The 14,016-nt window shown below is 40.8% G+C and carries 21 protein-coding genes; 20 read left to right on the forward strand and 1 reads right to left on the reverse strand.

What is annotated here, in order from left to right:
• Nucleotides 1-111 precede the first annotated feature (111 nt).
• The 4 genes from HUO09_RS04475 (at nt 112) to HUO09_RS04490 (ending at nt 2,832) form a co-directional block, all read left to right on the forward strand.
• Complete coding sequence (locus HUO09_RS04475; RefSeq protein ID WP_188233094.1) at nt 112-981, forward strand: PhzF family phenazine biosynthesis protein; 870 nt, start codon at nt 112-114, stop codon at nt 979-981.
• Nucleotides 982-1,131: 150 nt separating this feature from the next.
• Nucleotides 1,132-1,692, forward strand: coding sequence for a dihydrofolate reductase family protein (locus HUO09_RS04480; RefSeq protein ID WP_188233095.1), 561 nt, complete (start codon nt 1,132-1,134; stop codon nt 1,690-1,692).
• 123 nt (nt 1,693-1,815) lie between these two features.
• Nucleotides 1,816-2,415 carry a class I SAM-dependent methyltransferase gene (locus tag HUO09_RS04485; RefSeq protein ID WP_167413673.1) on the forward strand — a complete coding sequence of 200 codons (600 nt, stop codon included), beginning with the start codon at nt 1,816-1,818 and terminating at the stop codon, nt 2,413-2,415.
• A 132-nt stretch (nt 2,416-2,547) separates the two neighbouring features.
• Complete coding sequence (locus HUO09_RS04490) at nt 2,548-2,832, forward strand: YciI family protein (RefSeq protein WP_167413672.1); 285 nt, start codon at nt 2,548-2,550, stop codon at nt 2,830-2,832.
• Nucleotides 2,833-2,980: 148 nt separating this feature from the next.
• On the opposite strand, the gene HUO09_RS04495 is transcribed toward HUO09_RS04490, so the two are convergent.
• Nucleotides 2,981-3,490 (reverse strand): MerR family transcriptional regulator, encoded by a 510-nt coding sequence (locus tag HUO09_RS04495; protein WP_188233096.1) that lies wholly within the window; start codon nt 3,488-3,490, stop codon nt 2,981-2,983.
• Between the two features lie 234 nt (nt 3,491-3,724).
• Here HUO09_RS04495 and HUO09_RS04500 point away from each other — a divergent pair, with 234 nt between their 5' ends.
• The 16 genes from HUO09_RS04500 (at nt 3,725) to HUO09_RS04575 (ending at nt 13,868) form a co-directional block, all read left to right on the forward strand.
• Nucleotides 3,725-4,216, forward strand: a complete 492-nt coding sequence (locus HUO09_RS04500) for a GNAT family N-acetyltransferase (protein WP_188233097.1) — start codon at nt 3,725-3,727, stop codon at nt 4,214-4,216.
• A gap of 117 nt (nt 4,217-4,333) precedes the next feature.
• The gene (locus HUO09_RS04505) at nt 4,334-4,981 is read left to right on the forward strand and encodes an HAD family phosphatase (RefSeq protein WP_188233098.1); all 648 of its coding nucleotides are present in this window, start codon (nt 4,334-4,336) and stop codon (nt 4,979-4,981) included.
• A 147-nt stretch (nt 4,982-5,128) separates the two neighbouring features.
• Entirely contained in the window at nt 5,129-5,668 is a 540-nt protein-coding gene (locus tag HUO09_RS04510; protein WP_188233099.1) for a histidine phosphatase family protein, read from the forward strand.
• A gap of 202 nt (nt 5,669-5,870) precedes the next feature.
• The gene (locus HUO09_RS04515) at nt 5,871-6,161 is read left to right on the forward strand and encodes a YkgJ family cysteine cluster protein (RefSeq protein ID WP_167412251.1); all 291 of its coding nucleotides are present in this window, start codon (nt 5,871-5,873) and stop codon (nt 6,159-6,161) included.
• A gap of 308 nt (nt 6,162-6,469) precedes the next feature.
• Nucleotides 6,470-6,607 (forward strand): YHYH domain-containing protein, encoded by a 138-nt coding sequence (locus tag HUO09_RS04520; protein WP_167412250.1) that lies wholly within the window; start codon nt 6,470-6,472, stop codon nt 6,605-6,607.
• A gap of 183 nt (nt 6,608-6,790) precedes the next feature.
• Nucleotides 6,791-7,207, forward strand: a complete 417-nt coding sequence (locus HUO09_RS04525) for a GFA family protein (protein WP_167412249.1) — start codon at nt 6,791-6,793, stop codon at nt 7,205-7,207.
• A 127-nt stretch (nt 7,208-7,334) separates the two neighbouring features.
• Nucleotides 7,335-7,616, forward strand: coding sequence for a hypothetical protein (locus tag HUO09_RS04530; RefSeq protein WP_175579712.1), 282 nt, complete (start codon nt 7,335-7,337; stop codon nt 7,614-7,616).
• 255 nt (nt 7,617-7,871) lie between these two features.
• Nucleotides 7,872-8,297, forward strand: a complete 426-nt coding sequence (locus HUO09_RS04535) for a DUF1801 domain-containing protein (protein ID WP_188233100.1) — start codon at nt 7,872-7,874, stop codon at nt 8,295-8,297.
• Between the two features lie 82 nt (nt 8,298-8,379).
• Nucleotides 8,380-8,700, forward strand: coding sequence for a DUF4144 family protein (locus HUO09_RS04540; protein ID WP_188233101.1), 321 nt, complete (start codon nt 8,380-8,382; stop codon nt 8,698-8,700).
• 221 nt (nt 8,701-8,921) lie between these two features.
• Nucleotides 8,922-9,401: a GNAT family N-acetyltransferase gene (locus HUO09_RS04545; protein ID WP_188233102.1), complete on the forward strand. Its 480-nt coding sequence runs from the start codon at nt 8,922-8,924 to the stop codon at nt 9,399-9,401.
• 112 nt (nt 9,402-9,513) lie between these two features.
• The gene (locus tag HUO09_RS04550) at nt 9,514-10,131 is read left to right on the forward strand and encodes an HAD family phosphatase (protein WP_188233103.1); all 618 of its coding nucleotides are present in this window, start codon (nt 9,514-9,516) and stop codon (nt 10,129-10,131) included.
• Between the two features lie 67 nt (nt 10,132-10,198).
• The gene (locus tag HUO09_RS04555; protein WP_188233104.1) at nt 10,199-10,738 is read left to right on the forward strand and encodes a hydrolase; all 540 of its coding nucleotides are present in this window, start codon (nt 10,199-10,201) and stop codon (nt 10,736-10,738) included.
• 142 nt (nt 10,739-10,880) lie between these two features.
• On the forward strand, nt 10,881-11,396 hold the full coding sequence (locus HUO09_RS04560) for a lipocalin family protein (RefSeq protein ID WP_188233105.1): 516 nt from the start codon (nt 10,881-10,883) through the stop codon (nt 11,394-11,396).
• 93 nt (nt 11,397-11,489) lie between these two features.
• Nucleotides 11,490-11,948: an exoribonuclease R gene (locus HUO09_RS04565; RefSeq protein WP_188233106.1), complete on the forward strand. Its 459-nt coding sequence runs from the start codon at nt 11,490-11,492 to the stop codon at nt 11,946-11,948.
• Between the two features lie 36 nt (nt 11,949-11,984).
• Nucleotides 11,985-12,785, forward strand: a complete 801-nt coding sequence (locus HUO09_RS04570; RefSeq protein WP_188233107.1) for a PhzF family phenazine biosynthesis protein — start codon at nt 11,985-11,987, stop codon at nt 12,783-12,785.
• Nucleotides 12,786-12,941: 156 nt separating this feature from the next.
• Complete coding sequence (locus HUO09_RS04575) at nt 12,942-13,868, forward strand: homocysteine S-methyltransferase family protein (RefSeq protein WP_188233108.1); 927 nt, start codon at nt 12,942-12,944, stop codon at nt 13,866-13,868.
• The last annotated feature ends 148 nt before the right edge of the window (nt 13,869-14,016 follow it).

Genomic DNA, 14,016 nt, shown 5'->3' on the forward strand with positions numbered 1-14,016 from the left:
AAACGCTTGGCAGTTTTTGTTTAATTTTGCTTTTGCGTTTACGGTGTAATAATTAAGTATCGTGATAGCGTTGCTCATCCCTTAACAGAGCTTTATACGGAGAAATTGAGATTGAAGAATGTGGAAGCTTTTTTGGTTAATTCCTTTACTGCGAATGGAACTGGTGGAAATCCTGCGGGTGTAGTGCTCCACGCCGAACATTTGTCGAACGAAGAAAAATTACAAATAGCACAAGTTGTTGGTTATTCGGAAACTGCGTTTGTTTCTCGCGATGACGAAGCTGACTTTGAGTTGTCCTTTTACACCATAACAGGTGAAGTTGATTTCTGTGGACATGCCACATTGGCTGCATTTTCGACAATGTATCAAGACGGAATCATAACCGAAGGTAAATATCTTCAAAGGACTAAAGCAGGTTTGCTTGTGGTAACTATAGAGGCTAATGGACATATCGTTATGGAGCAGAAGTTACCAGAATTTCTTGGAGAGTTTAGTTATGAGGTTATATCGGAGTTAATTGGACTAGACTTGACAATACTTGAGTCAACTCAGTTACCGGTTGAGGTTATTTCAACAGGCTTACCTGATATTATTGTCCCAGTGCCTTTTGGGTATCTTGATAAAATTCAAGTGAATGAAAATTTAACCAGTGAGTTCTGTGAAAGGCATGATGTAATTAGTATCCATGCTTTTGAGTTGTGTGAGAAAACAAGTAAAGTGACAGCAAGTTGTCGTAATTTCGCTCCATTGTTTGGCATTCCAGAGGAGTCTGCGACAGGGAGTGCGAGCGGAGCATTAGCATGTTACTTGGCTAAACATCTTCCTAATACACATTCGAATAGCTTTACTTTTGAGCAAGGTCGGGCGATGGAGTGTGTTTCAAGAATTACAGCGTCTGTGGAGTCGAGCGATCAGGGAATTATGAAGGTTAGGGTTGGTGGTTTTGCTCATAAAGTTGGCAGGAAGAAAATCACCGTATAACAGAGCATTAAGAGTGATTCGCAACGTGTTGCAGTTTAGTTTTACGGTGAATATTGTTTATGGCGCAATGCGGTAGCTTTTGTATGGCGTTGCTCACACCATGACAGGGCGTTATAAGTAATTGTCAGTCTCGGATCTAGGAACGAAAAGATGAAGTGTTCAGTATTTATAGCAACCAGTACAGACGGTTATATCGCAGATGAAAATGGCGGTTTGGATTGGCTTCAAGTATCAGGTAACCAGGAAGCTGATATGAGTAAAAACCCGGATATGGGCTTTGCTGGTTATATAAGCTCCGTTGATTGTATGGTCATGGGGCGTAAATGTATGGAAACTATCTCTAGATTTAATCTTACCTCTGAGCAGTGGCCTTATGGTGATATAAAAATTTATGTCTTGAGCAATACACTTAAGACAGCGCCTGAAAACCTTTCAGATAAAGTTGAGATGTACTCTGGATGCCTATCAGATTTAGTGCGTAAACTTGATCAAGACGGTTATAAGCACGCTTATATTGATGGTGGCGCTACAATTACTTCATTTTTAAATCAACAACTGATCAATGAAATCACAATAACAAGGGTTCCTGTGATTCTAGGTGGAGGTATTCCACTTTTTGGTAAATTGGAAAAACCTGTTCAGCTCCGAAAAGCTTCAGCAACAGTGTTTCCTAATGATTACATTCAAACCAAGTATTCAGTAAATTACTAATAACAAACGCTTTAAGAGGGATTCGCAACGCTTGGCGGTTTTGATTTGGCTTAAGTGTTCTCGGCACAATGGATTAGGCTAGATGGTGGTGTTGTCACCCCTTAATGCGGCGGGAGGCTATCGGTGAAACCAATAGATATTGGAAAGGCGTATGATCAAATTACTCACCTTTGGGAGAGCAAAGATTTCAATATGAGTAATGGTATTGAAGCACATCAGAAAGCTATTACTTTTGCTAAAGGTCGTGGTAATGCTTTGGATATTGGGTGTGGTTGTACTGGACGTTTTATTGAATTGCTGGAAAACGAGGGGTTCATTCCTTCAGGTTTAGATGTTTCAACAAAAATGTTACAGCTTGCTCGTAACAAATACCCTAGTGTTGACTTTGTTGAAGCAGATATTTGTAGTTATGAGTTAACTTCAAAATATGACTTTATTACAGCATGGGATAGCATTTGGCATATCCCTCTTTCAGAGCAGCGAAATGTCCTTTCGAAAATCGTAAATGCTCTAAATGTAGGCGGCGTCCTTATTTTTTCATTTGGTGGTACTGCTGAGGCTGGCTCCCATACTGATGACTTTATGGGGCCTGAAGTCTATTACTCATCGCTAGGCATAAATGGCTTCTTAGAATTGTTCATAGAGCTAGGTTGTATCATTAGACATTTAGAGTTCGATCATTATCCAGAGTTACATACGTACTTAATAATAGAAAAAGCCTAACAAAGCGTTAAAGGCAGATTCGCAGCGCGAGGCATTTTTAGTATAAATTGGATTTGGTGTCTACGACACAATGGTTTAGGTAGGGTGGTGTCGCTCACCACTGTGTTTCAGTAAAAAATACAAGGACTATGTATGTTTATCATTTCTTTGACTTATCAGGTGTCTCTAGACAAAGTGGATACTTTTCTTTCTGAACATGTGAATTATCTCAATGAGCAATATGCCAAAGGCTACTTCATTTTATCTGGGCGCAAAGAACCAAGAACTGGCGGTGTCATTATTTCCACTATTTGCGACCGAAACAAACTGAATGAAGTGTTAGCTCAAGACCCTTTTCACAGAGAAGGTTTGGCTTGCTATGAAGTAACAGAGATAGTGCCAACAAAAGCGTCAGAAAGGCTAGAATTCCTCGTTTAGTATCTGGTACATAACAAGGCGTTCAAGACGGATTTGCAATGTGCGTAGGCCTTGGCTAACAGGAACAGTGATTTTTGAATTCGTGGTGTTTGCGGCCACTTAGCTTATAGTTATATAAAATAACCTCATCCTTGAGGTTATTTAGTTGCTATAGCGCTCGAATCTTAGTGATTTCGTCGTGAGAAATGCCTAGAGACTCAAGGAATTTCTGGTGTTCTTCTGGTTCCAGCTCTTCAAACTTTTGATGCCACTTGACCATATCAGTTTCTGTGAATCCCGCTGCAACCATGATTTCTACCCAACGTTCTTTATTCACAATGTTTTCCTCTAATAGACTTGGTTCTTGAAGCAAAACGACAACAGCTTTTTGCTGTGCTCGTAAGTTTTGGATCTCTCTTTCTAGCTCATTGAAGTGATCTTTCAATATCTGAGATTGAGATTCCCCATTTCGGTTTAATAACGTGCGAATGCTGGCCACTGACAGTCCATACGAACGGTAGGAGGTAATAGCTTCTAGGCGTTTAATCTCTTTCTTGCCATACCAACGGTATCCGTTCGCAGAACGGTGAGATGGCATCAAAAGCTCTTCCTTTTCGTAGTACAAAATAGTTGTACGAGAAATTCCGAACTGTTTCGCGATTTGGGTGACAGTCAGCATATATGCTCCATTGTTTGACCGAATGTGCATCTTGAACCCTAGCCTTGTAGACGGGTCAATAGTTTAATTGTACATTCCTTTGATGTGGCATGACGTGCATAACAAACGCTTTAAGGTGGGGCAGCAATACTCGGCACTTTTCGGTTTGATTTAGTTAGTGCGTTTACGGTGTAATAATTGAGCATTTTGGTAATGTCGCTACACCTAAGCGGGCATTATGTACATAGGAGTATAATGGAAATTACGAAAGCGCAACTCAGTCATCAAGATCAGTTTAAAGACTACGCTCAATCTTGTATCGCAGATGGCTTAGTGCTTTATGATGAAGCAAAAATTGATAGTAGTTCGTACCTAAAAAAGAGAATCGCATACTCCAAAGGACTAGAATTGCCTGATGGTTGGGCACCAATAACAACTTATTTTTGTATGGAGTCTGGTGTAATTCTTGGTTCAATCAGAGTTCGTCACGGTACAAATGAATACATTGAAAACGTCATAGGTCATATCGGCTATGAAACTAGACCAACAGCTCGAGGTAAAGGCGTTGCCTCATTCCTGCTCGCTTGGGTTCGTGACAATGTTGTATCTGACTCAGTCATTGTTACCTGTTCAATTGACAACCCAGCATCACAGAAGGTTATCGAAAATTGTGGTGGTGAATACCTTGGTAACTACACCGATGACAGCGAGGGTGTGGTAAGGCGCTACCGTTTAACGCGCAGATAGCAAAGCGTTCGCAACGCTTGGCATTTTTCATTCTAGGCCTATTTGTGTTCATGGCACAAAGGGTAGCTTTGGTTATGGATCCTTAACGCAACATTATACAAACTTGCAAAATTTAATATGGAAAATGAATTGAAAGATTATGACGTTTATCTGTTCGATATGGACGGAACATTGGTAAATTCAGAGCCTTTAAAGGGTAAAGCGTTAGCATTAGCTTGCTTGGATTATGGTGTGCAAGTTGACCACAACATCTATAAAGATGTCATGGGTGAAAGTTGGCAGGTTGTAACAGGGCATTTTTTTGTTCATGCAAATATTTCACCCGATTTAACAGAGTTTAATCGTTTATTTCGAGCTCACTACGAAAAGATGCTAAATGACGAACTTGAACTCAATACGGGCGCTAAGGCGTACATTGAGCAGTTGAAGCAATCAGGCAAAAAATGCGGAGTTGTCAGTTCAGCAGCAACGTGGATGGTTGAGAGTATTTTGACCTCATTGCAGCTAGAGAATGCTTTTGATCTGGTTATTACTCAAGAGCACGTCACTAAGCATAAGCCAGACCCTGAAGCCTATAATCTTGCGCTTGCCCATTTTTCCGTATCACCAGAGCAAACCATCGTGTTTGAAGATTCCACTGCGGGTGTACGTGCAGGTAAATCTAGCGGCTGTGATGTTATCGCTTTTCAACATGACTTTAATGGCAAAAATGACCTAAGCGATGCAATCAAAGTAATTAGTACATATGAAGAAATGTTTGCATAACAAGGCGCTCAATTCAGACTACAAACCTTTGGCGGTTTAGGTTCAGATTGGCTTGTGTGTTTACCGTGGTTATTTTGAGTTTAGTGGTGTTTGCAGTCACTTAGCAAATCGTTAACCCAATCCAGAAAAAAGGAGATTTATATCCGCATGGAAGTTGTATTTGTAAGGCATGGAGTTCCTGACTACTCGTTATCTGACGAGCGAGGAATGAGTCAACTTGAAAAAGATTATGCGCCTCTACATAGAGATTACATACGTGAGTTGCACGCTGTTGCTCATGACATTCAATTCGAGAATGCAGAAGTTATTATATCGTCACCGTATACAAGAGCGCTTCAAACAGCAGAAATTATAAACCGTAAACTTGGTTTAGAACTCTTTGTTGAACATGATCTGCGAGAATGGCGAGCTGACTTGGATGGTGGCTATGTAGATCTTCAAGAAAGAGATCGCCGTTGGCATGAGTATCGCGCCACACTGAAAAATAAAGTGGAACCTAATAATGTTCCTTATGAGTCTTGGCTAGAACTAAGAAACCGTACAGAAAGTGTGTTATCGCGATACAAGCATTACTCTAAGGTAATCGTAGTATCACATTTCAATGTGTTTGAAAGTTTGGCTGGATATCAAGAACAGGGTATTGGTTGTGGTAGCTATCGTTCGCTAACGTTGGATAACTTGGACTAGCACAGTGCATAAGAAGGAATGCCATCGCATGGCGTTGTCGGTCTAGTGAGTATTTGTGGTACGGCATTTAGTTGAGCGATGCGTTAACGTAGCCAACCTCTTAGGCGAGTCTTATGGCTCACAAGATAAGCAATCTCAGAAATAGAGGTTGTTCGCATTCAATTTACGGTATCATGCTCAATTGACCAAACTGTAGATATCTATGCTTATACCAACTAAAACCACTTATACCTCAAATGTCTCTTGCTCAAACTGCAAAGCTTGTTGTTGCCGTCTTGAGGTTATGATCATCTCGGATACTGGCGTGCCAGAAAAATTCATCGAACGAGACCAATATGGCGGTGAAACAATGATGCGATTAAATGACGGTTGGTGTGCCGCTTTAGATAGGGACACTCACATGTGCACAATTTATGAAAATCGTCCTTGGATATGTCGTGAATTCGAAATGGGATCTAATGAGTGCCTAGATGAACGTGTTAAGTTCCTATAAGGCAATTTGTTCCACGTGAGCAAATTGTTGCCCTGTCAATTTTGCACAACATTTGGTTAGAATCGGGTCGAGATGTACCTGCTATTGCTACAAGTATAACCACTCAAAATCATGGTTTAACCATACGGAACCAATGTTTAATGCACATTCTATCGTGAAGCAGTTTGGTATGCGGTTGGTCTAAGTATCCATTCACTCTGTCGTGCGGCGTTACGTGCTATAAAATATGACATACCCAATATTTATTTAATTGCTTAAGTGTAACTATTGTCTTGCTCAGGGTAGAGCTGAAATGTCTGGTAATAAAAATGAGCAAGGTAATTCTAATTTTTCTGGTTAGTCTAGGTGTTACATCAGCTGCATTTGGTCACTCTGGCGGTACCAATTCCAGTGGATGTCATACAAATCATAAAACGGGTGACTATCACTGTCATAATCGTAAGTAATACTAATAATTAAAGGTGTGTTATCTCATAGCGTTTATAGATAAAAAGGAGCTAAAGTCGGATTGCAAATCCATGGCGGGTTTGATTTGAATCAGATTTAGTGTCTACGCAATAATGGGCTAGGTTGGTAGCGATGTATGCTACTTAATTGGGTGTTTTATCAACAATTTAGGAGATATATCAATGGCTTATTCTGAGGCGAGATGCCTTTGCGGTTCCGTAAAAATTACGGCTGAAAACATCAATCCTAAGTTCACGGTTTGCCACTGTCAGTCATGCCGAACTTGGGGAGGTGCTCCATTCTTTGCTGTGAAATGTGGTACTCAAGTGAAAGTAGAGGGCGGCGAGAAAGTAAAAATGTACGAGTCTTCTTCTTGGGCTTCTCGAGGTTTCTGCACTGAATGCGGAACTCATTTGTTCTATAAATTAAAAGAAACAGGTGAATACAACATGCCAGTGGGCCTATTTCCCAATCTAGAAGGGTTAGAAATGGATATGCAATATTTTAGTGATATGCGCCCAAGTTATTATTGCTTTACCAATGAGACTAAGGAAATGACAACGGAAGAAATCATGGCCTATTTTGCCGATAAGCAATAGCAAACCTATAAACAGGTGTTGAAGCCAAACTGCAAACCTGCGTTGGTTATTTGGGGTTTAGTTGTGGTTTGCAGCTACTTAGGCTAGCCATTATGTTTTTAGTTGAGCAAACAAAAAGGATTTACTGATGAATGTGGATAAAGCGAAAAAACGAATATTGAAACGAGTACAAAGAGGTTTCAAGGGTTATCCGCAAATCTCAATAGAGTATTTCGGTAAAACAACAGCTATGGCTACGGAAGTCGCTATCACCTTTTTATCTGAAGAGAATAGCGAGCCTCAAATACAACGATTCACGAGTGATAAAGACGTAAGAGAAGACGAAGCGATTCAGTCGGTATTGTTAAAAATCATTGAGCGAGCAGAAGCTAATACAGTATTAGAGAGTCGAGTCATATCGGTTTGTTAAAGGTTTCCGGTATGTTTCATTGTGCTTTCATTTGAGCGTTGAAAAGGGAACATAATAGGGTTTCAAGTAAGGGGGCAATCTTTTGGTGTGTTTAGATTAAGACGTCTAGCTTATTTGATTCTGTCATTTTACCCCCTTTATTTCAGATGCTTATCTAGTAGTTATACGGATTGGCTTTAGGGTGATGACAAATTTTTTCGGGTTCTATGGTATGGTTTTTACCCATAAGCACGGTGTTGGTGGATGGGGTATCCAATGGACAAATTAGTTAAGGATCGCTTTGATGAATATCCTGAGAGCGCTCGAGTTCGATTAGAGAAACTGAGAAGCTTAGTTCTTCAAATTGCCACTGAATTGAATTTAGGGGAAGTTGAGGAGTCTCTAAAATGGGGTGAGCCAAGCTACAGTGTTACAACTGGCAGTCCCGTAAGATTGAACTGGAAAATGAAGTCACCCAATAATTATTATCTGTTCTTTAATTGTCAAACCAGCCTAATTGATACTTTCCGAGAGCTGTATAGTGAAGAGCTAGAGTTTCAAGGAAATAGAGCAATAATCTTGTCCTTATCAGAACCGCTACCAGAAACGCCTATCAAGCACTGTCTAGAGTTGGCTTTAACTTATAAGCTGCGTAAACACTTACCTCTTCTAGGGACGACTTGCCCTATGCTAGGCTACTAAATTAAAGACGTTTTATTCATGAAGTGTGCAGGGAACAGCTGTACTATACACATGATGAAAATGTTATGTTTACGGAGAAAAGATGATTCAGTGGCCATGTGTTTTTAAGTTAGATGGTGATGCGGAACTGATGTTTATGTCCTCTGAGATTCAGTTGAGTAACGAGTTAAATGCACTAATTTGGGATAGTGCAGACCGTTTAATTGATATTAGTGGTCAATGTTACGCAATAAAAACGGCTGAGAAAGGCTACAGGTATGAACCAGAAGGTGAGTGTCTCTCTTTAGAGGATGTCACTCATTTAGTTAGAGAACATGAGTTTTCTAAAGCAGCTATGTGCATAACTAAAATACAGTTTTCTTCTATTCAACAAGCCATTATGTCTCTGGCAACTGACAATTGAACACCACAAGACATAGAAGCCTAGTGAACAGTGTGAGTGTTGAGGGTGGCAGCAGAATCTTAACAAGCTATTGCTTACGCTTGTAACGTACACTACCGTCGGGTTCTTGGACGATCATGTTCAAGTAAGCCGTTTTTATATTAGTAATTTAGTTTTGGCATTGTACGTACTATTAACGCTGTTGCGAAAGGTTCTTACATGTCGCATTAAAAGGAATAAATATGGTTGTGCTTAGGAAAATGCGACAAGAAGAATATCCTGCTTATTGTCACTACTTTATCGACGATTACAGTCAAGAAATAGCAGCTAATTATGGTCACTCTATAGAGTTGGCAACCGAGCAGGCTAAAAAGGAACTGAACCGTTGCTTCCCCAATGGTTTAGAGGGGTGTGAGCATGAATTGTTATGTATTGAAGCTGACGTTGAGGGGCAGTTGATCCTTGTTGGTTATTTGTGGCACTCAGTTAATGTCTCTGAACAGTCTACTTTTATATATGATTTCTTTGTGTCCGCTGAGTATCGAGGTTTTGGCTTTGGAACTCAAGCCATCTCAGCTTTGGAAAAACAGATGCAAGATGCAGGTGTTAAGCAAATAAAGTTGAGAGTCGCTTATCAAAATGAGCGAGCCCTCAAACTGTATCAAGAAGTCGGCTTTGTTATTACGGGCTTTAATATGTCGAAGAAAATTGGTAACGAGTAACTACGACGTAGCAACAAATAACATGCGAAGTTTTTAAGTCGGTTTTTGCAGTTTTGGAACAATGGGTTGATTGAGTTTTACCCCTTTATGGTCTTTGGAAAGGAGACAGAAAATGAGTTCTGATGAGATTAAAAACGTAGTTTTTGACATCGGCAATGTTGTCGTTCGTTGGGCTCCGCTGGAGATTATCAGACTCACATTTGGCGATAGCAATACTGTTGAAGAAAGAGCGAAGTTAATATTCCAGTCTGAAACTTGGCTACGTTTGAATAAAGGTGAAATAACAGAAAACGAAGCGAAGGCTCAATATAAGGACGCGCTAGGTTTAACGGAATTAGAATGTGAACGCCTGTTTTATTACGTGAAACAAACTCAAATACTCATTTATGGCTCTGTTGACCTAATAAAACGCTGTAAATCTGCCGGTTTCAATGTTCTAGCGTTAACTGACAATGTTCACGAAATTGTCTCCCACTTAAAATCAACCTACACATTTTGGGATTTGTTTGATGGAGCAATCGTTTCAGCAGAAGTGGGGCTGTTGAAACCTCAACCTGAGATCTACCAGTTACTGCTTTCTCGTTATGCTCTAAATGCATCTGAAACGGTGTTTATTGATGATATGCCAAATAATGTGAAAGGGGCAGAATTCGTCGGAATATCGGTGATTCAGTTTGAAAACGTAGTCCAGTGTGAGCTGGCCTTGAGGTTATTAGGCGTTCGTGTTTAATGGTAAAACACCCTTTGCTTGATGTCTTTGTGTACATAATAAATTATTGCTTAATCAAGGAATCTAGATGCTTAACAAGGAAAATACAGGCCTGATAGTTGTAGATGTGCAGGGAAAACTTGCCAGAATAGTCTCTGGCAGTGAAGCGGTGATTTCAAACTGTGCAAAATTGGTTAAAGGAGCACAAGTTCTTCAGTTACCCACTATTTGGCTAGAACAAAACCCAGACAAACTGGGGAAGACGGTTGAAGAGTTGCAAACGCTACTGAATGTTCAAAATCCAATTAGAAAATTTACTTTTGATGCCTGTAGAGAGCCTGCTTTTGTAGACGCAATTAGAGCATCCGGTAAAACCTCTTGGTTAGTTTGTGGCATTGAGGCTCATATATGTGTGTATCAAACGGTTATCCATCTCAAAGCAATGGGTTTTGAGGTTCATCTAGTCTCAGACTGTGTTTCATCTCGTGACCAATCGAATAAAGATCTCGCGATACAGAAACTGGTCAGCTCCGGAGTTGATATCACGGGGTTAGAGATGTGTCTCTATGAGTTGGTAGAAGACTGTCGCGCGCCGGAATTTAAAGATATCCTTAACTTAATTAAGTAGATAACTACTTGTGTTCCAATCTTTTTGTCTACGCCTAGGCATCTGCGGTCATAAATCTGTTCAGTTTCAATGCCGAAGTATTTACTGGCTAAAGCGGTAGAAAAATAAACGAGTTAAGAAACATGTGTCTTTGGGAGGCTTCATGAAGAAAATTTTGCTCGTCATCAGCGCGCTGATTTTAGGTGGCTGTCTTGGCATGCCGGAAACAGTAAAGCCTGTAAGTGGCTTCGAACTTCAAAATTACCTTGGTAAATGGTACGAAATTGCGCGTCTAGACCACTCTTTTGAAGAAGGGTTAAGTCAGGTCACGGCTGAGTATTCGCTTCGAGATGATGGCGGGGTGTCGGTATTAAATAGAGGATATTCGGCAAGTGACGATGAATGGAAAGAAGCTGAAGGCAAAGCTTACTTTGTCAATAGTGATTCAGAAGGTTACCTCAAAGTTTCATTCTTCGGTCCATTTTACGGCTCATATGTGGTTTTTGCCTTAGAGCGTAACAATTATGACTATGCATTTATCTCAGGTCCTAATACTCACTATCTGTGGCTATTAGCGAGGACGCCAACCGTAGAATCTGAAGTTATAACTCAATTTGTCCAAATGGCGAAAGAGCGTGGTTTTGATACGGATAAGCTGATTTTTGTTGAGCAGGAATAAAGCCTGTTTGATTGAAGTGCTATTAAACGGGCTACAGCTGTAAAAAGGATGGTAGAATACGCGCTCAGAATAACTATCCGCCAGAAGACTATTATGACTCGTGATTACTCCTTTGACTGCCTTGTAACTATGCCTCGCCATGAATTGGAAGAATTCAGCGTGAGAATGATCAGCAAAATGGTTCCTGAAGACGTAATGAATGAAATCTTTACGTTTGAACAAGAAGAAGTTGATAGTGAAGAACGCATGATGTCAGCGCGTTTAGATGCAATGCTGCGTATGACAGCCATTGCGCTAAGTGAAATTCAACAAGCTTTTGATGATTCAGAAAATGCTAAACAGAACAGTGAAAGAATGACCCGCTTGGTTCTTTGGCACTTCTATGCGATATCGTTCAACTTGGAGCAAGCGATTACGCTCGAAACACATTGTGAACTGGTTGAACAGTTGTTGGCTAAAGCCCCCGTCGATGCATTTGGTTGGGTTAATGCGCTCACAGAGCTTTTGCACACCTATGCGGATATTAACGCAAAGCAAAACCCTCAAGATTAGATTAACTGTCAACCATTGGAAAATAAGGAAATACCTGTGGAGCTATACGTCTATCAAGTCGACTCATTCACTTCTGAAGTTTTCAAAGGCAATCCAGCAGGGGTGTGTATTACCGATACCGCGCTAGATGAATCTACAATGTTCGCAATTGCTGCTGAAATGGCGGTCTCAGAAACCGCATTTTTGGTGACAGACACGATGCAGTTACGTTGGTTTACTCCTGAGGTTGAAGTAAAGCTTTGTGGTCACGGCACTCTAGCGGTTGCGCATGTTTTACAAGAGCAGGGGCTGTATCAAGTTGGTGACCGTATTGAATTTAATACTCTATCTGGTGTGTTAACGGCTGAGTTGGGAACTGAGGATATTCATCTTACATTTCCTGCACCTGAACTAAGTATGGACGTGGAAATTGACGAACAACTCATTGAACGTTTAGGTATACCAAGACCCCAAGTTGTTGATTACGGCTGCTTTGATTCTAAACAGTTGATCGTCATTAATGACGAAGCACATCTGCATCAACTTAATCCCGATTTTAGTGGTCTTCTTAAACTCAAAGGTCGAGGCCTAGTGGTTACAGCTAAATCGAAGGATGACGTGGACTTCGTATCTCGATATTTCGCACCTTGGGTTGGCGTTAACGAAGACCCTGTAACAGGTTCAGCACACTGTGCTCTGAGCGTCTATTGGTCAACGGTACTTAATAAAACTAAGTTGAAAGGGTACCAAGCGTCACGTCGGGGTGGTTTTGTTGATGTTGAGCAGCTCGACGTTAATACAGTAAAGCTTTCTGGCAAGGCAGTTACGGTACTGAAAGGTCAAATGAGGATCGCTTGAACCCACTGTTAGTAGGGAAGGACTTGTTTTCTCTGTATCGCTTCTCTAACGCTTGTATTTGGCCACTTTAACTTACAAAAGAGATTGATTCGTTGGAGAAGTCATATTAGTCTGCAGACGTCTATACATCTAAATAAAGAATATAAGGGAGTTTGTATGTCAGGTCAGCAGTTGGTTACCATATTAGATGGCGGTATGGGCAGAGAGTTGAAGCGCCGTGGAGCTCCATTTCGTCAGCCAGAGTGGTCAGCATTGGCTATGATGGAAGCGCCGGAAGTTGTGGGTGAAGTACACCGTTCATTCATTCAAAATGGTGCTCAAGTAATTACGACTAACAGTTATGCACTTGTGCCTTTCCACATTGGTCAAGAGTGCTTCGATGCTCAAGCTCAACTATTGGCAGACCGAGCGGGAAAGGTCGCCAGAGAAGCAGTTGTTGCAGAAGGTAAGCAAACGTTAGTTGCGGGTTCTATTCCTCCATTGTTTGGCTCATATCGCGCCGATCTCTATCAACCTGAAAATGCAGAAAAGATTGCGTCGCCACTTATCAAAGGGCTAGATGCTCATATTGATGTATGGCTTGCTGAAACACAGAGTCTGATTGCAGAATCCACTACTATTTATCAACAGGTAAGAGCACTAGGAACAGGAAATAAGCCATTTTGGGTTTCATTTACCCTAAACGACAGTGAGAAAACTGACGTACCGCAGCTTCGCTCAGGCGAGACTGTTAAACAGGCGGTTGAAGCTATGGCAGCACTGAATGTGAATGCAATTTTGTTTAACTGCAGTCAACCAGAAATTATGGAAGATGCTTTAATTGTTGCGAGAACGACGCTGGAATCACTTAATGCCGAAGGGATTCAACTTGGTGTTTATGCAAATGCATTTCCCCCTACAACAAAAGAAGCAACAGCGAATGACGGATTAGATGAACTCCGTGATGATCTCAATCTAACCGTATACGCAGAGATTGCAGACAAATGGCATAAGCAAGGCGCGAGTTTGATTGGCGGTTGTTGTGGCATAGGTCCTGAGCATATCAATGAGTTGAGCAAACATTTTTCTGCTTATCTTCGTTAATAGAAGCTTAGACAACAAATAAAGTCTCATATTGAGCACACTAATTTAATTAAACTGAAGGTTGGTTGTTAATTTCAGCTATCTTTTTGGGGAGAGTTACTTGTTTAGCTCTCCCTTATACCCACCTAATTTAAAAGTGCTTTCCAAA

The organism is Vibrio sp. Y2-5, assembly GCF_014596725.1.
Taxonomy (GTDB): Bacteria; Pseudomonadota; Gammaproteobacteria; order Enterobacterales; family Vibrionaceae; genus Vibrio.